At 76.0% G+C, this 17,708-nt stretch carries 16 protein-coding genes and 1 pseudogene; 5 read left to right on the forward strand and 12 right to left on the reverse strand.

Translation table 11 applies throughout. The features are described from left to right. From ACFWDO_RS00845 to ACFWDO_RS00855, 3 genes and pseudogenes are all read right to left on the reverse strand, one after another. Window positions 1–197, reverse strand: a pseudogene (locus ACFWDO_RS00845) (hypothetical protein); the annotation flags it as partial. 73 nt (window positions 198–270) lie between these two features. Continuing rightward, window positions 271–2,262, reverse strand: a complete 1,992-nt coding sequence (gene thrS / locus ACFWDO_RS00850) for a threonine--tRNA ligase (protein ID WP_380326422.1) — start codon at window positions 2,260–2,262, stop codon at window positions 271–273. A 227-nt stretch (window positions 2,263–2,489) separates the two neighbouring features. Continuing rightward, a complete protein-coding gene (locus ACFWDO_RS00855) occupies window positions 2,490–2,663 on the reverse strand; it encodes an Rv0909 family putative TA system antitoxin (RefSeq protein WP_380326414.1) in 174 nt (57 codons plus the stop codon). A gap of 296 nt (window positions 2,664–2,959) precedes the next feature. Here ACFWDO_RS00855 and ACFWDO_RS00860 point away from each other — a divergent pair, with 296 nt between their 5' ends. From ACFWDO_RS00860 to ACFWDO_RS00870, 3 genes are all read left to right on the forward strand, one after another. Then, on the forward strand, window positions 2,960–3,460 hold the full coding sequence (locus tag ACFWDO_RS00860) for an aromatic ring-opening dioxygenase LigA (protein WP_380326417.1): 501 nt from the start codon (window positions 2,960–2,962) through the stop codon (window positions 3,458–3,460). Between the two features lie 127 nt (window positions 3,461–3,587). Beyond that, window positions 3,588–4,355, forward strand: a complete 768-nt coding sequence (locus ACFWDO_RS00865; RefSeq protein WP_380323860.1) for a uracil-DNA glycosylase — start codon at window positions 3,588–3,590, stop codon at window positions 4,353–4,355. Between the two features lie 63 nt (window positions 4,356–4,418). Continuing rightward, complete coding sequence (locus ACFWDO_RS00870; RefSeq protein WP_380323857.1) at window positions 4,419–5,501, forward strand: DinB family protein; 1,083 nt, start codon at window positions 4,419–4,421, stop codon at window positions 5,499–5,501. A 29-nt stretch (window positions 5,502–5,530) separates the two neighbouring features. Here ACFWDO_RS00870 and ACFWDO_RS00875 read toward each other — a convergent pair whose 3' ends face one another. From ACFWDO_RS00875 to ACFWDO_RS00885, 3 genes are read right to left on the reverse strand one after another with little or no spacing between them, the layout of a single operon-like run. Beyond that, on the reverse strand, window positions 5,531–6,901 hold the full coding sequence (locus ACFWDO_RS00875) for a chloride channel protein (protein WP_380323863.1): 1,371 nt from the start codon (window positions 6,899–6,901) through the stop codon (window positions 5,531–5,533). A gap of 5 nt (window positions 6,902–6,906) precedes the next feature. Continuing rightward, window positions 6,907–7,263, reverse strand: coding sequence for an SHOCT domain-containing protein (locus tag ACFWDO_RS00880; protein ID WP_380323854.1), 357 nt, complete (start codon window positions 7,261–7,263; stop codon window positions 6,907–6,909). 1 nt (window position 7,264) lies between these two features. After that, window positions 7,265–7,687 (reverse strand): DUF6325 family protein, encoded by a 423-nt coding sequence (locus tag ACFWDO_RS00885; protein WP_380323851.1) that lies wholly within the window; start codon window positions 7,685–7,687, stop codon window positions 7,265–7,267. Between the two features lie 204 nt (window positions 7,688–7,891). Here ACFWDO_RS00885 and ACFWDO_RS00890 point away from each other — a divergent pair, with 204 nt between their 5' ends. Next, on the forward strand, window positions 7,892–8,605 hold the full coding sequence (locus tag ACFWDO_RS00890) for a hypothetical protein (RefSeq protein WP_380323848.1): 714 nt from the start codon (window positions 7,892–7,894) through the stop codon (window positions 8,603–8,605). A gap of 58 nt (window positions 8,606–8,663) precedes the next feature. Then, entirely contained in the window at window positions 8,664–9,746 is a 1,083-nt protein-coding gene (locus ACFWDO_RS00895; RefSeq protein WP_380323845.1) for a DNA polymerase IV, read from the forward strand. Between the two features lie 13 nt (window positions 9,747–9,759). Here the strand turns inward: ACFWDO_RS00895 and ACFWDO_RS00900 are convergent, their stop codons facing one another. The 6 genes from ACFWDO_RS00900 to ACFWDO_RS00925 all read right to left on the reverse strand — a co-directional run bounded on the left by ACFWDO_RS00900 (window position 9,760) and on the right by ACFWDO_RS00925 (window position 17,515). Continuing rightward, complete coding sequence (locus ACFWDO_RS00900) at window positions 9,760–10,692, reverse strand: HpcH/HpaI aldolase/citrate lyase family protein (RefSeq protein ID WP_380323842.1); 933 nt, start codon at window positions 10,690–10,692, stop codon at window positions 9,760–9,762. Beyond that, window positions 10,689–11,897, reverse strand: a complete 1,209-nt coding sequence (locus ACFWDO_RS00905) for a CaiB/BaiF CoA transferase family protein (RefSeq protein WP_380323839.1) — start codon at window positions 11,895–11,897, stop codon at window positions 10,689–10,691. The genes ACFWDO_RS00900 and ACFWDO_RS00905 overlap by 4 nt, the downstream gene beginning before the upstream one ends. After that, window positions 11,894–13,930 (reverse strand): formylglycine-generating enzyme family protein, encoded by a 2,037-nt coding sequence (locus ACFWDO_RS00910; protein ID WP_380323836.1) that lies wholly within the window; start codon window positions 13,928–13,930, stop codon window positions 11,894–11,896. Before ACFWDO_RS00910 ends, ACFWDO_RS00905 begins: the two co-directional genes overlap by 4 nt. Before the next feature lie 74 nt (window positions 13,931–14,004). Next, window positions 14,005–14,934 carry a ribokinase gene (locus ACFWDO_RS00915; protein ID WP_380323833.1) on the reverse strand — a complete coding sequence of 310 codons (930 nt, stop codon included), beginning with the start codon at window positions 14,932–14,934 and terminating at the stop codon, window positions 14,005–14,007. Further along, complete coding sequence (locus tag ACFWDO_RS00920) at window positions 14,931–16,322, reverse strand: ADP-ribosylglycohydrolase family protein (protein WP_380323830.1); 1,392 nt, start codon at window positions 16,320–16,322, stop codon at window positions 14,931–14,933. The genes ACFWDO_RS00915 and ACFWDO_RS00920 overlap by 4 nt, the downstream gene beginning before the upstream one ends. Beyond that, window positions 16,319–17,515: an ADP-ribosylglycohydrolase family protein gene (locus tag ACFWDO_RS00925; protein ID WP_380323827.1), complete on the reverse strand. Its 1,197-nt coding sequence runs from the start codon at window positions 17,513–17,515 to the stop codon at window positions 16,319–16,321. Before ACFWDO_RS00925 ends, ACFWDO_RS00920 begins: the two co-directional genes overlap by 4 nt. Window positions 17,516–17,708 lie beyond the last annotated feature (193 nt).

Raw genomic sequence — 17,708 nt, forward strand, 5'->3', positions numbered from 1 at the left:
CCCCAGTTGTTTGTCTGTTTTTGTTTTGCTTTTGTTGGCCCCCCGCGCCGCCCCCCCCGCGGGGGCCCCCCCCCCCCCCCCCCCCCCCCCCCCCCCGCCGGGATGCGGCAGAACGGGCACTGCGCCACCGAGCCGTCGGCCGGCTTGTCCTGGCCGCCGATGTAGACCATGCGGTGCGGCGTCCACAGCCGCTGCATGCCGTCCTCGGGCGGCCCGAACTCTCCGGCCGGCACCGTCGTCGGGCTCTCCCCGGTCACGCGCGCTCCCCGCTCAGACCTGGGCGCGGTCGCGGACGGCGGCCACGATGCGCTCGATCGCGTCGGCCACCGGCACCCCGTTCTCCTGCGTGCCGTCGCGGAAGCGGAACGACACGGCGCCGGCCTCGACGTCCTCGCCGCCCGCGATGAGCACGAACGGCACCTTCTCCTTGGACGCGTTGCGGATCTTCTTGCCGAAGCGGTCGTCGGAGAGGTCGACCTGGGCGCGGATGCCCTGGGCCTTGAGCTGCGCGACGACGTCCTTCAGGTAGTCGTCGAACGCCTCGGCCACGGGCACCGCGAGCACCTGGACCGGTGCGAGCCACGCGGGGAACGCCCCGGCGTAGTGCTCGATGAGCACGCCCATGAACCGCTCGATCGACCCGAACTTGGCGGAGTGGATCATCACCGGCTGCTGCTTGGTGCCGTCGGGGCCCGTGTACTCCAGGCCGAACCGCGCGGGCTGGTTGAAGTCGTACTGCACGGTGCCCATCTGCCAGGTGCGGCCGATGGCGTCCTTGGTCTGCACCGAGATCTTGGGGCCGTAGAACGCGGCGCCGCCCGGGTCCGGGACCAGCTCCAGGCCGGTCTCGCGACCCACCTCCTCGAGCACCTTGGTGGCGGTCGCCCAGTCCTCGTCGGAGCCGACGAACTTGTCCGGCTTGGAGTCGTCGCGGGTGGACAGCTCCAGGTAGAAGTCCGTGAGCCCGAAGTCGGTGAGCACGCTCATCATGAAGTTCAGCAGGTGCTTGACCTCCCCGGGCGCCTGCTCCGGGGTGACGTAGGAGTGCGAGTCGTCCTGCGTCAGACCGCGCACGCGGGTCAGACCCTGCACCACGCCCGACTTCTCGTACCGGTACACCGTGCCGAACTCGAAGAGCCGCAGCGGCAGCTCGCGGTACGACCGGCCGCGCGAGGAGAAGATCAGGTTGTGCATCGGGCAGTTCATGGCCTTGAGGCGGTACTTCGAACCCTCGAGGTCCATCTCGGGGAACATCGTGTCCGCGTAGTACGGCAGGTGCCCCGAGGTGTGGAACAGCCCGTCCTTGGTGACGTGCGGCGTCCCGACGTACTCGAACCCCTCCTCGATGTGGCGACGGCGGACGTAGTCCTCCATCTCCCGCTTGATGACACCGCCCTTGGGGTGGAACAGCGGCAGGCCGGAGCCGACCTCGTCGTGGAAGGAGAACAGGTCCAGCTCGGCGCCGAGCTTGCGGTGGTCGCGGCGCTCCGCCTCGGCCAGGCGCTCCAGGTACGCCTTCAGCTCGTCCTTGCTGGGCCAGGCGGTGCCGTAGACGCGCTGCAGCATCGGGTTCTTCTCGCTGCCGCGCCAGTAGGCGGCGGCGTTGCGCATGAGCTGCACGCCGTTGCCGATCAGCTTCGTGCTGGGCAGGTGCGGGCCGCGGCACAGGTCCTTCCAGACCACGGTCTCGCTCTCGCGCCCGGCGCCGCGCACGTTGTCGTAGATCGTCAGCTCGCCGCCGCCGACCTCCACCGAGGAGCCGTCCTCGTCGGACGAGCCGCCCTTGAGGCCGATCAGCTCCAGCTTGTACGGCTCGTTCGCGAGCTCGGCTCGTGCCTCGTCCTCCGTGACGACGCGGCGGCGGAAGGTCTGGCCCTCCTTGATGATGCGCGCCATCGCCTTGTCGAGGGCCTTGAGGTCCTCGGGCGTGAAGGGCGTCTCGACGTCGAAGTCGTAGTAGAAGCCGTCGGTCACGGGCGGGCCGATGCCGAGCTTGGCGTCCGGGTTCACCTGCTGCACCGCCTGGGCCAGCACATGGGCGGCGCTGTGACGCAGCACCGCGAGGCCGTCGGGCGAGCCGATGGTGACGGGCTCGACGACGGTGCCGGGCGCGAGCTCGCGCGACAGGTCGAGCAGCTCGCCGGCGACGCGCATCACGACCACGTCGCGGCGGCCTGCGAAGAGCTCCGTACCCGTCGTCGGCGTCTGCACCGTCACCGTCTGCTGCGCGTCGTCGCTCGTGTCGGCAGGGTTCGATGGCATCGGCGAGGCGACGTCGGACACGGGGGCTCCTTGCGGTTCGGTGACCGTCGCGCTGTTCCGTGCGGCGGTCGGACGGCGGCCGGCCGGCGCGGGGAAGCGCTGGCACGGCCGAGGGGCGCCACCCGGGGCGGCGCCCCTCGATCGTACTCATCCGGGCCGGTCGCGACGACGAGGCGCTCCGCCCGCGGGCGGCGGACCACCCTGTTCGCCGGTGCCGGTAGCGGCGCTCAGTTCCGCTTCTTCGCCTCCTCGGCGGCCTTGTCCACGTAGCCGTCGACGGTGTCGGGCGTCCGCTTCTTGACCTCGTCGGCGGCCTTGTCGATGTTCTCGTCGGTCGCGAGGTCCTTCACGGCGTCCTTCGCCTTGTCGAACAGGCCACCCAGGCCCGAGCTCTCGCCCATGCGCATCCCCCTCGGTCGGCGGCCGGTGCCCGACCCGTCGTCGGCCCGGCCTCGACCAGGGCACCACGCCGCGCCGCCGCCCGCACGCGCAACCCCGCCCGCGACCCGTCCCCGTGCCGGTCCGGCGCTCCCCGGCGCTCCCCGGCGCTCCCCGGTGCACCCGAGCAACCTTGTGAAGCACTTCACTAATCTCATCGGAGCAGGTCAGGGCATGTGGTCATACCATAGAGACAGCGCCGGACCCGGCGCAGTCCAGACCGGCCGCGAACCACGCGACCCGGCACCCGGAGGGGACCATGACCACGACCCGCACCACCCAGCGACCGGTTCGCATCGTCGGGCTCGTCGCGCTGATCGCCGGCATCCTGATGATCGGCGCCGGCGCCGCCACCTGGGCCACCGTGAGCAGCCAGCTCGCCGCCCAGGACATCACCGTCTCGGAGGACGCCGCGTTCCTCGGCGGCTCCACGGTGGACGGGCCCCTCACCGCGTACGCGCAGGCGCAGGTCATCGACAAGCACGCGCTCGAGGCCACCGGCGGCCAGACGTACGCGCAGCTCGGCCAGGACGACCCGCTGCGCGCCACCGCGATGAACGCCTCGTTCCTGCGGGCCTCGCTCTTCACCTCGGTCGTCGCCTACGGCGTGAGCGCGCTGGTCATGGGCCTCGGCGTCCTGTTCGGCCTCATGGGCTGGTCGCTGCGCCGGCTCGCCGCCGAGCCCGCCGTCGCGAAGGCGACCGTCCCCGCCGCGGTCCCCGCCGCCCCGGCCCGCGGCCGCCTCAACCCGGCGGTCTGACCGCCCTCGCACCTCGCCGAACAGGCGGTCGCGCACGTTCTGGGCACTCAGAGCGTGCGCAACCGCCTGTTCGGCGTTCCGGGGGCTCGCCGTTGTGGTCCGGGACCACGACCGGCACCCTGGGGGCGTGCCCGCCGCCCCTCCCCCGTCCGACTCTCCCGACTACCCGGCCGCCGCACGGACCGCGCCCACGCTGGCCGCCCTCGACGCCCACCTCGTCGAGTGCCGCGCCTGCCCGCGCCTGGTCGCGTGGCGCGAGGAGGTGGCCCGCGAGCGCCGCGCCGCCTACCGGGACGAGACCTACTGGGGGCGCCCGGTGCCCGGCTTCGGGGACCCGGCGGCCGCGGTCGTCGTGGTGGGGCTCGCTCCCGCCGCGCACGGCGCCAACCGCACGGGCCGGATGTTCACCGGCGACCGCAGCGGGGACTTCCTCTTCGCGGCCATGCACCGCACCGGGTTCGCGAACCAGGCCACGTCGGTGTCCGCCGCCGACGGCCTGGAGCTGACCGGGATCCGCGTGACGGCGCCCGTGCGGTGCGCGCCGCCCGCGAACAAGCCCACGCCCGAGGAGCGGCGCCGGTGCGCGCCCTTCCTGGCGCGCGAGCTCGAGCTGGTGGGCGACGGCGTCCGCGTGGCGGTGGCGCTCGGCGCGATCGGCTGGCAGGCGCTGCTCACGACGCTGGCCGAGCAGGGCTGGCGGGTACCGCGCCCCCGCCCCGCCTTCGCGCACGGCGCCGAGGTGACCCTCGTCCGGGACGGCGCCGGGCCCGCCTCCCCCACCCTCACCGTGCTGGGGTGCTTCCACGTCTCGCAGCAGAACACGTTCACCGGCCGGCTGACCCCGGCGATGCTGGACGCCGTCCTCGTGCGCGCCCGCGAGCTCGCGGACGCCTGAGCGGGCGGCCCCGCTGCCGGAATTGCCGTCGCTACGGCTCGACGCCGCGGCTAGGGTCGCCGCGTGACCGTCACCCTCCTCACCGGGCCCCCCGGCGCCGGGAAGACCACCGTGGCCGCGCTCCTGGCGGCCGACGTCGACCGGCCCACCGTGAACTTCACGACCGACACGTTCTACCGGTCGATCGCCACCGGCTTCGTGCCGCCGTACCTCGCCGGCTCGCAGCGGCAGAACGAGACGGTCGCGGCGGCGATCGTCGGCGCGGTGAGCGCGTACGTGCGCGGCGGATACGACGTCCTGGTGGACGGCGTCGTCGGGCCCTGGTTCCTGCCGCCGTTCCGCGCGGCCGCCGCGCGCGAGGGCTGGGACCTCGCGTACGTCGTCCTGCGGCCCGACCTGGACGTGACGCTCGCCCGGGCGACCGGCCGCGCGGACGCCGAGCTGCGCGACCCGGGCGCCGTGCGCAGCATGCACGCCGCGTTCGCCGACCTGGCCGACCTCGAGCCGCACGCCCGCGACACCGGCGACGAGGAGCCCGCGGACACCGCCGCGGCGCTGCGGGCCGCGCTCGCCGACGGCGCGTTCCGGCTGCGGGCGCCCGCGCCCACGCCGGTCGAGGAGACCCGGGTCGACCCGCCGCTGCGCGCCGACGAGTCCGCGACGCTGCGCGGCTACCTCGACTACCACCGCGACACGCTGCGCCGGAAGACCGCGGGGCTCGACGGCGCTCAGCTGAGCACGCCGCTGCCGCCGAGCAGCATGACGCTGGGCGGCCTCCTCAAGCATCTCGCCTACGTGGAGTCCAACTGGTTCCTCCAGGTCTTCTCCGGCGGCGCCGCGATGCCACCCTTCGACACCGCGGACTGGGACGCCGACGCCGACTGGGAGTGGCACTCCGCCGCGGAGAACACGCCACAGGAGCTGCGCGCGCTGTTCGACGACGCGGTCGCCCGCTCGGACCGGGCGCTCGACGCCGCGCTGGCCTCCGGCACCCTCGACGCGACGTCCGTGGTGCCCTCGCGGCGCCACGGCGAGGGGACGTTCAGCCTGCGCTGGATCCTCGTGCACATGATCGAGGAGTACGCCCGGCACAACGGGCACGCCGACCTGCTGCGCGAGGCGATCGACGGCGCGACCGGGGAGTAGAGCGGGGAGAGCAGACCGGGGAGCAGGGATCAGGCGGTCGCCGCGGCCCCGCCCGCCGGGTCGCCCGACGCCGCGGCGCGGCGCTCGCGCCGCGGCTTGAGCAGGAAGTGCTCCGTGATGTACCCCACGACGACGGCCAGGAGCACGATCGGCGCCATCGCCGGCGCGGCCGGACCCAGCAGCATCACGATCAGCACCGACGACGAGACGGGGAACGGCAGGGTCGACGCCGTCGCCGCCGCCATCCCCGCGGCGAGGCCGGGCACGGCGCCATACCCGGGCAGTTGCGCGACCAGCACGCCGGTCGCGGCCCCGAGGAGGACGGCCGGGAAGATCGGCCCGCCGCGCAGCGTGCCCAGCGACACGGCGTAGGCGACGCCCTTGAACGCCAGGAGCGCGACGAGCGCACCGGCACCCCAGGCGGCGGGGTCGGACGCGAGCGGGGCGAGCAGGTCCTGGCCCGATAGGGCGACGTCCATCGGGGACCGCCCGGTGACCAGGGCGTAGCCGGCGGCGCAGGCCCCGACCACGAGCGCGCCCGCGACCGCGGCCGCGAAGGGGCGCGCGGCGGCGGACCGCGCCACGGCGCCGCCGAGGCGGTGCACCAGGCGCACGAGGATCGCGACGAGCACCGCCACCGGGATCGTCCACAGCACGTCGGCGAGGTCGGGCCGGGCCGGGCCCTGGATACCGGGGAGGGTGAGCGGGGCGATCTCCAGGCCCGTCCACACCCCCATGCCCGTGAAGACGAGGGCCCCGACGCCGGAGGTGAGGATGCTCGGCAGGACCACGCCCACGAGGCGGGCGCCCGACAGGCCGGCGATGGCCGACGCCTCGACGACGAAGACGGCACCGACGATCGGGCTCCCGAAGATCGCCGACAGCGCCGCGGCGGAGCCCGCGACCGCCAGGACCTGACGGGCCGGGTCGTCGAGCCGCGAGTCCCACGGCCGCACGAGGATCAGCGCCAGCGCCGACCCGATGGCCAGGAGCGGCCCCTCGGGCCCGAGGACGGCGCCGAGCGGGAGCCCGGCCAGGGCGGCGAGCAGCACGCCGGGGACGACGGACGCGGGCACGACGCCCAGGCTGAGGCCGTCGACGGGGACGTGACCGCCGTGCCCGGGCAACGAACGGACGGCGAACCCCACGAGCACGCCGGCGAGGGCCATCCACGGCAGCGGCCACCACCACGGCGGCGCGTCGAACCCCAGCCCCTCCGGAAGCACCTCCCACACGAGGTGGGTCAGCTCGTGCAGGACGGCGAGGAACGCGAACGCCGCCAGGGAGACCGGGACGCCCACGCCCGCCGCGAACAGCAGCAGGCGGCCGAAGCCGCGTGGCGTGGGCAGCGTGCCCGGGGCCGACGCCGCCGGGCCGGCCGACGCGTCGGCCCCGGGCATGCCGCTCACCCGAGGAGCTTGGCCTTGGCCGCGGCGAACTCCGCGTCCGAGAGCACGCCGGCGGCCTTGAGGTCGCCGAGCTTCTGCAGCTGGGCGATGAGGTCGTCCTGCGCGGGCGCCGCCGGGGCGACCTGCGCGGCCTGCTGGGCCTGCAGCTGCGCCTGCTGCTGCGCGTACGCCTGCTGCTGGGCCTGCTGCTCCTGCTGGGCGTTGTACTGGTCCGCGGCGTAGCGCTGCTCGTCCCGGGCGTTGGCGCGCCGGTTCATCGCGCGGCTCGTCGCCTGCGCGGTGCCGGTGATGACCGCCGTGCGGGCCATGGTGCCGATGAGGCCGGGGCGGCCCATCCGTCGCATGGGGGGCATGTCAGTTCTCCTTCTCGATCTCGGCGGAGAGCGCCTCGAGGGCGGCGGGCGGGACCTGGGTCCAGTCCAGGAGCCGGCCGCCCGCGCCGCGCAGGGCGCCCGTGAGGCCGCGCGCCCAGGTGTGCTCGAAGACGAGCATGCCGACCGCCGCGCCGGGCTCGAGGTCCTCGGCGATGTCGTCGACGTCCTCCGACCCGAGCAGGCCGGCCGGCTCGCCGACGATGCGGGCGAGCTCGTCGTCGCCGCCCTCGGTGGCCTCCAGCCACTCGATCGTGCCGTCCTGCGCCTTGCGGATCAGGAGCGCGTCGAGCACGTCGATCGTGCCGGCGTCGACGAGCCGGCCGAGCTCGGCGATGACCTCGCCCTTGAAGTCGGTCTGCGGGAACTCGATGAGCACGAGCTCCACGGGTCCGGTGGGTTCCATGTCCTGCCTCTCGGTCGTCCTTGCGGCACGGGTCGGGTCGCCGTCCGGTCTCGCCGACGCCCGTCCTGCGGCACACTCTGGCACCGCTCGCAGGGGTCCGCATGCCGGGCGGCGGATGTCACCCCGCGCCGGCGCACCGAGCGCGAAACAGCAGGTCATCGACCATGATGTGCGAGGACCGGGACGGGCGACGGGGGTGGTCTCATGACGCGGGACGACGAGCGGGACACGGGCGAACCGGCTGCGCAGGTCGTGAGCCGACGGGTCGAGACGGTCGCCGCCGTCCTGCTGGCCCTCGCGACGGTCGTGACGGCGCGGTCGGCATTCCAGAGCACGAAGTGGTCGGGCGTGCAGGCGAACAGCTACGCCGCCGCCGGTGCCGCCCGCGCCGAGTCCACCCGCGACTCCACGGAGGCGGGCCAGCTGACCATGATGGACGTCACCGCGTTCGCCTCCTGGATCGACGCCGTGGCCGCGGAGACGCGGGCGGGCAAGGACTCCGGGCTCGGCGAGGGCGGGACCTACGAGCCGGTGGACGGCACCGAGTCGGAGTTCCTGTACACGAGGTTCCGGCCCGAGATGGTCCCCGCGTTCGACGCGTGGATCGCGACCGACCCCGTGCACGACGACACGGCGCCGCGCACCCCGTTCCTCATGCCCGAGTACCGGCTCGCCGCGCAGGACCGCGCGGACGCCGAGCTGGACCGCGCCGAGAGCCTGTCCGCCACGGCCCGCCGCGCCAACCAGAACGGCGACAACTACGTGCTGACGTCGATCCTCTTCGCCTCGGTGGCGCTCTTCGCCGGGCTCAGCACCACGCTGGTGCACCGTGCCGCGCGGCGCGGGCTGCTCGGCGCCGCGGTGGTGCTCTTCGTCGTCTCGACCGTCGTCGTCCTCTCCTTCCCCAAGGAGGTGTAGCGACCGGTCGGGCGGCGTCGGTCGGCCGCGGCGGCGCCGGGTGGCGCAGACTCGGGGCATGGGCGCGCGCTCGTTCCGCTGGGTGCTGCACGTCGACCTCGACCAGTTCCTGGCCGCGGTCGAGGTGCTGCGCCGGCCGGAGCTCGCCGGGCGGCCGGTCATCGTCGGCGGCCGGGGCGACCCGACCGAGCGCGCCGTGGTCTCCACCGCGTCGTACGAGGCGCGAGCGTACGGGGTCAGGTCGGGGATGCCGCTGCGCGTCGCGTCCCGCAAGGTCCCGGACGCGGTGATCCTCCCCGTGGACCGGCCGGCGTACGAGGAGGCCTCCGCGCACGTCATGGACACCCTGCGCGGCCTCGGCACCGTGGTGGAGGTCCTCGGCTGGGACGAGGCGTTCCTCGGGACCGACGCCGCCGACCCGGAGGCGTTCGCCCGTCGCGCGCAGCAGGCCGTCCTCGAGGCCACCGCTCTGCGCTGCTCCGTCGGCATCGGGGACACGAAGGTGCGCGCCAAGATCGCGACCGGGTTCGGCAAGCCGGCGGGCGTGTTCCGGCTCACGGCCGGTACCTGGTCCGAGGTGATGGGAGGGCGGCCCACCCGCGACCTGTGGGGGGTGGGCTCGCGGGTGGCCCGGCGCCTCGCGGCGCACGGCATCGACACGGTGGCGCAGCTCGCCGCCGCGGACGACGCCGTCCTGACCAGCGAGTTCGGGCCGCGGATGGGCGCCTGGTACGGGCAGCTGGGGCGTGGCGAGGGGTCGGCCGTCGTCGACGACACCCCGTGGGTGGCCCGCGGGCACAGCCGCGAGACCACCTACCAGCGCAACCTCACGACGCCCGAGCAGGTGACGGCCGCGCTGCGGGAGCTGGCCGCACAGGCCCACGCGGACACCGAGGCGGAGGGACGGCCCGTGGTCCGGGTAGGGCTGAAGGTGCGCTACGCGCCCTTCGTCACCCGCACCTTCTCGCGGCGGCTGCCCGCGCCGACCCGCTCGCTCGAGGAGGTGACCGCCGCGGTGCTCGACCTCGCTGCCGGGATGGAGCCCGGCCGCGAGGTGCGGCTGCTCGGCGTCCGCGCCGAGATGGTCGTGCCGGACGACGGCGCGGGCGCCGCGAGCGCCCCGGCGCGCGGACGGGGCTGAGCCGGGGCGCCGGTCACGCGCGACCCGAAAGGCCGCCCGCCCGGTCCGCCAGCGCGAGCGTCCAGCGGGCTCGCTCCACCATCGCGACGTCGAGGAACGTGCCGTCGGGCAGCACCACGGTGCCGGTCCCGGCGTCCGCGGCCGACGCGACGGCCCGCACGACCTCCCGCGCCCGGTCCACCTCGGCCTCCCCCGGCGCGAAGGCGGCCCGGATGGTGGCGAGCTGGGTCGGGTGGATCGCGGTCCGGCCCCAGAACCCCAGCGCGCGGCCCGCGCGGCACGACGCCGCCAGGCCGTCCAGGTCCCGCACGTGCGTGTACGCGGACATCGCGGGCGCGGGCAGGCCCGCGGCGCGCGCGGCGACGACCACGCGGCTGCGGGGCCAGGACAGCCCGGACTCGTCGTCCAGACGCAGGTCCGAGCGCAGGTCGGCCTCCCCCAGCCCGAGCGAGGCGACCTGCGGCGACGCGGACGCGAGCTCGTACGCCCGCTCCACGCCGAGCGCCGTCTCGAGCAGCAGGTGCAGGGCGCGGCCGGGTAGCGAAGCCGCGAGCTCCCGCACCTCGTCGGCCGACTCGACCTTCGGCACACGCACGCCCACGGCCACGGGCAGCGCCGCCACGGCGGCGACGTCCGCGGCGTGCCACGGGGTGCTCGCGTCGTTGACGCGCACCTGGACCGCCGGCCGCGCACCGGCGCCCGCGCCGTCGTCCGCGCCGTCGTCCGCGCCGTCGTCCGTTGCGGGCGCCCCCGCGCCGAGCAGCGCGGCGAGGTGACCGCGCGCCGCGTCCTTGGCGGAGGGCGCCACGGCGTCCTCGAGGTCCACGAGCACGGCGTCCGCTCCCGACGCGAGCGCCTTGCCGACCCGGTCGGGGCGGTCCGCGGGCACGTACAGCAGCGTGAGCGGCGGCGCGTCCGCGACCGGCCGCGGGGCGGGCGCCGTCATACCGCGCCCTCGGCCCGCAGCGCGGCGACCCGCTCGGCGTCGAAGCCGAGCTCGCCCAGCACGGCGTCGGTGTCGGCGCCGTGCGCGCGGCCCGTGTGCCGGATGACGCCGTCGTTGCCGGACAGCCGGAACAGCGGGCCCTGCATGAGCATCGGCCCCAGCTCCGGGTCGTCGATCTCGTGGATCGTGCCGAGGGCGCGGAACTGCGGGTCGCCGACGATGTCGTGGGCGTCGTAGATCGGCGCGACCGCGGCCTGCGCCTCCTCGAACGCCGCGACCACCTCGTCGCGCGTGCGCCCGGCGATCCACCCGCCGACGGCGTCGTCGAGCTCGTCGGCGTGCTGGGCCCGGTCGACGCCACGGGCGAACCACGGCTCGTCGATCAGCTCGGGGCGGCCCACCAGCCGCACGACCCGCTCGGCGATGGACTGCGCGGACGTGGAGACCGCGACCCAGTGCCCGTCGCTGGTGCGGTAGGTGTTGCGCGGCGCGTTGTTCGACGACCGGTTGCCGGTGCGCGCCTGCACGGTGCGCAGCTGGTCCCACCGGGTGATCTGCGGACCGAGCATCGCGAGGATCGGCTCGACGATGGCGGTGTCGACCACCTGCCCGCGGCCCGTGCGCTCCCGCGTGGACAGCGCGACCATGACGGCGAACGCGGTCGCCAGCGAGGCCACGCCGTCGGCCAGGCCGAACGGCGGCAGCGTGGGCGGCCCGTCGGGCTCCCCCGTCATCGCCGCGAAGCCGCTCATCGCCTCCGCGAGGGTGCCGAAGCCGGGGCGCGTGCGGTACGGGCCCACCTGGCCGAAGCCGCTCACGCGCGCCAGCACCAGCCCGGGGTTGCGCGCCGCCAGCTCGTCGTAGCCGAGGCCCCACCGCTCCAGGGTGCCGGGACGGAAGTTCTCGATCACGACGTCGGCGGTCTCCGCGAGCGCCAGGAACACCTCGCGGCCGCCCGGGCTGCCGAGGTTCGCGGTGATCGTGCGCTTGTTGCGCCCGAGGGTCTTCCACCACAGGTTGACGCCGTCCTTCGCCGCGCCGTGCGTGCGCGACGGGTCGGGCTTGGCCGGGTGCTCCACCTTCACGACGTCGGCGCCCATGTCGCCCAGGTGCATCGCCGCCATCGGGCCGGCGAACAGCGTGGACGCGTCGACCACGCGCAGGCCCGCCAGCGCGCCGGCGGCCGCGTCGCGCGAGACGGTCATCGGGTCACCTCCGTCGTGTCCACCAGGCCGCGCGCGTCGGGCAGGTCCCAGGCGCACCGGAACCCGACCGTGGCGCCGCGCGCGAGTCCCAGGCCGGGCAGCAGCAGCTTCACCGCGTAGTCGGGCGCGTGCCGGCCGCCCTCGACGTACCAGTCCGAGCCCTCGGCGCGGTAGTCGCTGCCTCCCTTGATCATGACGTACCGGGTGCGGCCGTCGCTGTGCTCGCTGTCGGTCCACTCCCACACCGCGGGGGCGCCGCGGCCGAAGCCGGGCTCGGCTCCCGCGAGCTGCCACTCGTCCTCGGTGGGCAGGCGCCCGTCGCGCCAGGCGCAGTAGGCGCGCGCGTCGTCGAGGTCGACGAACGTGACCGGCTGGTCCTCGGTGCCCGGGACGGGACGGCTGTCGGACCAGTGCGCGAGGAACCGGTGCGGCTCGGCCGGGGCGTACCCGGTCGCGTCGAGGAACGCCGCGAACTGCGCGTTGGTCACCTCGCGGGGCGCGACGGCGACGGGTGCGGCGAGCTCGCCGTCGCGCTGCAGCGTGCGGGCGTCGTGCAGGCGCGGGGGCAGCGGCTTCCACTCGTCGACGTACGGCGCGCCCTGGTACATGCCGGTCTCGCGGGCGCGGTGGCGGACGGTGAGCGCGTACGGCCCGGCGGGCAGCACGACGGCGTCCGTGCCCGGGCCGGCGCCCGCGCCGGGACCGATCCCTGCCGGGGCCTCCGTACGCAGCCGGCGCGCGACGCGGTGCGGGAAGCGGGCGTCCGGGTCGTGCGGGTCGCCGTCGGGAGCGTCCAGGCCGTCGACGACGGCGCGCAGGCCCGCGGCCCACGCAGGCTCGGCGGCTCCGGTCTCGGTCGTGGTGCGCACGAGCGCGGCGACGCCGCGCCCGGGGACGACGACGCGCTCGTCGCCGTCGGCGAGCACGGGGCCGGCGTAGGCGACGTCGCCCCGGTTGACGAGGGTCCACAGCGCGACGCCGTCCGCCTCCCACCGCGACGCGTACACGCCCGCGGCCTCCGCCTCCGGCGCGAGCTCGGCGAGCGGCGTCCAGGCGCCGCGCAGCAACAGATCGCCCGCGGCACGCTGCACGCGCTGCATGCGGCGCACGGTGGCGGCGTCGCGGGGCGACCAGCCGACCCACACCCCGAAGACGACCTCCCACACCATGACGCCCACGCCGTTGAGCCACGCGGACTGCAGCTCCTCGGAGTGGTCGCGGTGCCAGCGCCGCACGTGGTGCTGCATGTGGCGGCGCTCGTACCAGTGCGCGCGCAGCACGCCGGGCACCGGCGAGTCGGCGAAGAACTGCGCCCACGACGACGAGTGGTCCTCGATGCGCTCCACCGCCAGCTTGGACTCGCCCTCGAGCACGATCCCCGGGCGGGCCGCCTCCAGGCGCGCGACGAGCTCCGGCTCCGCCTTCTTCAGCGTGTCGAGGAAGACGCCGTCCGCGCCCAGGTCGCGCACCAGCGCGGCCAGCTCGGTGAGGTCGTCGCCGCCGCGGCGCGTACCGGTGTCCCAGGGGTTGTAGTCGACGAACACGTGCAGGCCCGCGGCGTGGAACGCGGCCACGAGGTCGACGATGCCCGGGACGTCGCGGTAGTAGTCCCACTGGTTGCGGTCGTCGATGCCGATCACCGGGTACGCGTGCCACAGGACGACGGCGTCCAGCCCGGCGAACCGCTCCGCGGCGTCCGCGAGGAACCGCTCGGGCGTGAACCGGCCCTCCGCGAAGGAGTAGAGCAGCTCGTCCCACAGCCACACCTGCGCCACCGTGCGGCACCGCGCGGCCCACGCCGCCTCCGGGCGGTCGTAGGCCGTGCCGGTGTAGCCGTGGCGCTCGCGCGCGTCCGACCGCCAGGCGGCGAGCCGCTCGCGCCAGGCCGGGCGGTCGGCCGGGTCCTGCGGCCCGACGAAGATCTTCGCCTCGTCGAGGGCGACGCTCTGCTCGGGAGTGAGCGGGCCCCCGGTGGGCACGTCGGTCGGCCGGTCGATCGGCCGCGGGACCAGGGGGTCGAACGTGTACGTCATGGCTGCTTCCTCCGGGGGCCCGAGGACGGACCGGGGACGGGGCGGGCGGTGCGGGGTCGTGCGGGGAGGTCGGGTCAGCCGCCGCCTGCGGCGAGGGCGGCCACCTCGGAGGCGGCAGGTACGGCGTCCTGCGCGCCGCGGCGGGTCACCGCCAGAGCACCGGCCGCCGCCGCGAGCCGGGCGGCGGCCGCCAGGTCCTCGCCGCGGGCGAGGCCGGCCGCGAGCACGCCGCAGAAGACGTCGCCCGCGCCCGTGGTGTCCACGGCCTCCACGCGGTGCGCGGGCACGCGCACCGGCGGTGTGCCGCGGTGCGCCACGAGGCTGCCCGCGCCGCCGAGGGTGATCACGACGGCCGGCACCCGCCGCAGCAGCGCAGCCGCGAGCGCCTCGGGGTCGTCGGTGTCCGCCGTCTCACCCGCCGGACCGCCGACGAGGTCGGCCGCCTCGTGCTCGTTCACCACGAGGACGTCGACGGCGTCCCACAGCGCGTCGGGCAGGGCGCGGGACGGCGCGGCGTTGAGCACGAGCGGCACGCCCGGGCGTCGCTCGGCGGCGGCCGCGAGGACCACGTCGAGCGGCACCTCCAGCTGCGCGAGGACGACGTCGGCGGCGGCGATGCGCTCGGCCTGCGGACGCTCGACCGCGAGGCGCGAGTTCGCGCCGGGGGCGACGACGATCGCGTTCTCGCCGTCCGGGGAGACGGTGATGAGGGCGGTGCCCGTCGGGACGTCGAGCCGCCAGACCAGGTCGGTCCGCACACCGACGCGCCGCAGCGACGCGAGCAGGAGCGCGGCGGCGTCGTCGCGCCCCACGGCGCCGACGAACGACGTGTCCGCTCCCCCGGCGCGCGCGGCGCCGGCGGCCTGGTTGGCGCCCTTGCCGCCGGGGCTGCGGCGCAGGTCGCCGCCCAGGATGGTCTCGCCGCCGCCGGGGTGGCGCGGCACGTCGACGACCAGGTCGACGTTCGCCGAGCCGACCACGACGACGCGCCCGGCGCCGCTCACGACGGCTCCCCCGCGCCCGCCGGGCGCTGCGGCGCACGCCGCGCGAGCGCCGTCGTCCGAGCGGCCAGGTCGTCGATGCGGCGCTCGCCGCCGGGCAGGGAGGTCGCGATGCGGCCGTCGAGCGGCCCGCTCCACGCCGCGCCGATCCCCTCGGCGCCCCGCAGGGCGCCGACCACGCCGCCGACCGTGGCGGCCGCCGAGTCGGTGTCCCAGCCCGCGATGACCGCGATCGCGACGCTCGGGCCGAACTCCCCGCGCCCGGCCTCGAGCGCGTAGGCGACCACGGCCGCGTTGTGCAGCACGTGCACCCAGTGCAGGTCGCCGTAGGTGGCGTGGAGCCGGTCGAGGTCGGCGCGGACCGCGGCCTCCCCGCCGTCGGAGGCCGCGCCGAGCTCGCGGCCCAGGCGGACCGCGGTGGCGAGGCGGCTGCCGGGCGGGACGACGGCGTCGGCGGCGTCGAGCACCGCAGCGGCGTCGGCGGCCACCACCGCGGCCGAGGCGAGCGCGGCGGCCCACATCGCGCCGTAGACGCCGTTGCGGGTGTGGCTCAGGCGCGCGTCGGTCCAGGCCAGCCGCGCGGCCCCGCGCACGTCGCCGGGGCTGACCCAGCCGAGCAGGTCGGTGCGGATGAGCGCGCCGATCCACTCCCGGAACGGGTTGTGGTGCGTCGCCGTCTCGGGCACGGGCCGCGCGTCGAGGATGTTGCGGTACGCGGCGCGCTCGGCCGTGAACGACCGGCCCGCGGGCATGAGGTCGAGCCAGAGCTGGGCCACGTCGTCCGTGGTGAAGCCCCGTCCGCGGGCCTCGAGGAGCTCGAGCGCGAGGATGGGGTAGTTGAGGTCGTCGTCCTCCGGCATCCCGTCGATGTTCTCCTCGAGGGACGTCGGGGCGGAGCGGCGGTTCCACGGCCAGCGGGCCGCGACGTCGTCGGGCAGCCCGACGGCGGTGAACCAGCGGTCCAGGGGCCACCGGCCGGTGGCGCGCAGGATCTCCTCGATGCCCTCGCGCGGGATCTTCTCGACCGGCTTGCCCAGCAGGCACCCGGCGGCGCGGCCCGTCCAGGCGCCGTGCACCCGGGCGTCGAGGTCCGCGCCCGCGGCGGGCAGCTCGGGCGCCTCCGGCAGCAGGGCCAGGATCTCGTCCCATCCGTCCGGCTCCGCCGGGGCGGGCGCGGCGGGCCGGGCGTCCAGCTCGTCGAGCACGGTGCGGGCCAGAGCGCGCAGCTCGGCCGTCGCGGGCACGGGGCCCGCCCCGCTCACGGCGGGCTCGGGGTCTCCCCCGGCGGCCACCCAGCGCGCACGGACGTCCGCGACCTCCTTGCCCTCCGCCGCCGACTGCACCAGCTCGTGCGCCAGCAGGTCCTCCGGCTGGGCCCAGGTCAGCCTCATGCCCGCGCCCCGGCGCCCTGGTGGTCGACGTCCGCATCGAGGTCGAGCGCGTCGATGCCCGCCAGGCGCGCCCGCGCCCGCTCGGCGTCCGCGCGCACGATGTCGGCGGCCGCGGCGGCCATGAGCCGACCCGTCTCGCGGACGTCCATCTTGCTCGCCACCTCGATCGCGTCGAGCCACTCGGTGGGGACGACCGCGCTGCCGCCCAGGCCCGCGGCCACCGCGCCCGCCATGACGGCGATCGAGTCGGCGTCGCGACCGTAGTTCACGGCCGCGAGGACGGAGCCGCGGTAGTCGCCGCAGTGACCGAGCAGCATGCCGAGCGCCGCGGGCAGCTCCTCGATCGACTTGGTGCGCGACGGGCGGCGGGCGTCCATCGACATCTGCCGGTAGGCGGGGCCCACGGAGTCGAACGGCGCCACGGTCTCGCGCACCAGGCGGCCGAGCTCGCGCTCCTCCTCGTCCGTGGTGGGGGCGGTGGTCCAGCCGTCGAACGCCTCCACCACGGCGTGCAGGGCGTCGGCCGTGCCGTCGTGGCCGACGTCGAGCGCCGCGTGCACGACGTCGTCGAGCGTGGCGCCGGGCGCCACCGAGGCCGCGACCATGGCCGCGAACACACCCGCGGCCTCGCGGCCGTAGCTCGACTGGTGGGCGCCCGTGAAGTCGATCGCCTCGGCGTACGCGCCGCGCGGGTCGCCCGGGTTGGCCAGGCCGACCGGCGCCACGTACATCGCGGCGCCGCAGTTCACGACGTTGCCGACGCCCGCCTCGCGCGGGTCGACGTGGCCGTAGTGCAGCCGCGCGACCATCCACTTCTCGGCGAGGAACACCCGCTGCAGCAGCAGGGCCGTCGACTCCAGCTCGGGGATCCAGCGCGGCTCCCCGATCATCAGGGGCACGAGGTCCTCGGCGACCGCGTACGCGTCCAGGTGGTCGCGGCGCTTGGCGTAGACCTCCACGACGGCGCGCGTCATGAGGGTGTCGTCGGTGATGTGCCCGTCGCCCTTGTGGTACGGCGCGATGGGTCGCGCGTCGCGCCAGTTCGGGTACCAGGGGCCGACGATGCCGGTCACCCGGCCCCCGTGGCGCTCCTCGATCTGCTCGGGGGTCCAGCCCTCGACGGCACCGCCGAGCGCGTCGCCCACCGCGGCGCCGGTGATCACGGCCATCGATCGGTCGTCCAGCCAGGTCACGGTCACTCCCTCGTCGTCCTGCCGGGCGCGTGTCTCGCGTCCCGGGTGCCCGCGGGGCGGGCGGTGCGCCCGGCCCCGCGGTGCGGGTGGTGGGGGGGGGGGGGGGCGCCCCCCCCCCCCCCCCCCCCCCCGCCCGCCCCCCCCCCCCCCGGGGGGGGGGGGGCGGCGGCCCGGGGGGGCGGCGCCGGGGCCC

Source organism: Isoptericola sp. NPDC060185, from assembly GCF_042728595.1.
GTDB lineage: Bacteria > Actinomycetota > Actinomycetes > Actinomycetales > Cellulomonadaceae > Isoptericola.

What these genes read in the sequence shown, in the direction of transcription:
- thrS (WP_380326422.1), bottom strand. Translation starts at nt 2,262, where the DNA reads ATGCCATCGAACCCTGCCGACACGAGCGACGACGCGCAGCAGACGGTG.
- ACFWDO_RS00855 (WP_380326414.1), bottom strand. Translation starts at nt 2,663, where the DNA reads ATGGGCGAGAGCTCGGGCCTGGGTGGCCTGTTCGACAAGGCGAAGGAC.
- ACFWDO_RS00860 (WP_380326417.1), top strand. Translation starts at nt 2,960, where the DNA reads ATGACCACGACCCGCACCACCCAGCGACCGGTTCGCATCGTCGGGCTC.
- ACFWDO_RS00875 (WP_380323863.1), bottom strand. Translation starts at nt 6,901, where the DNA reads ATGCCCGGGGCCGACGCGTCGGCCGGCCCGGCGGCGTCGGCCCCGGGC.
- ACFWDO_RS00880 (WP_380323854.1), bottom strand. Translation starts at nt 7,263, where the DNA reads ATGCCCCCCATGCGACGGATGGGCCGCCCCGGCCTCATCGGCACCATG.
- ACFWDO_RS00885 (WP_380323851.1), bottom strand. Translation starts at nt 7,687, where the DNA reads ATGGAACCCACCGGACCCGTGGAGCTCGTGCTCATCGAGTTCCCGCAG.
- ACFWDO_RS00890 (WP_380323848.1), top strand. Translation starts at nt 7,892, where the DNA reads ATGACGCGGGACGACGAGCGGGACACGGGCGAACCGGCTGCGCAGGTC.
- ACFWDO_RS00895 (WP_380323845.1), top strand. Translation starts at nt 8,664, where the DNA reads ATGGGCGCGCGCTCGTTCCGCTGGGTGCTGCACGTCGACCTCGACCAG.
- ACFWDO_RS00900 (WP_380323842.1), bottom strand. Translation starts at nt 10,692, where the DNA reads ATGACGGCGCCCGCCCCGCGGCCGGTCGCGGACGCGCCGCCGCTCACG.
- ACFWDO_RS00905 (WP_380323839.1), bottom strand. Translation starts at nt 11,897, where the DNA reads ATGACCGTCTCGCGCGACGCGGCCGCCGGCGCGCTGGCGGGCCTGCGC.
- ACFWDO_RS00910 (WP_380323836.1), bottom strand. Translation starts at nt 13,930, where the DNA reads ATGACGTACACGTTCGACCCCCTGGTCCCGCGGCCGATCGACCGGCCG.
- ACFWDO_RS00920 (WP_380323830.1), bottom strand. Translation starts at nt 16,322, where the DNA reads ATGAGGCTGACCTGGGCCCAGCCGGAGGACCTGCTGGCGCACGAGCTG.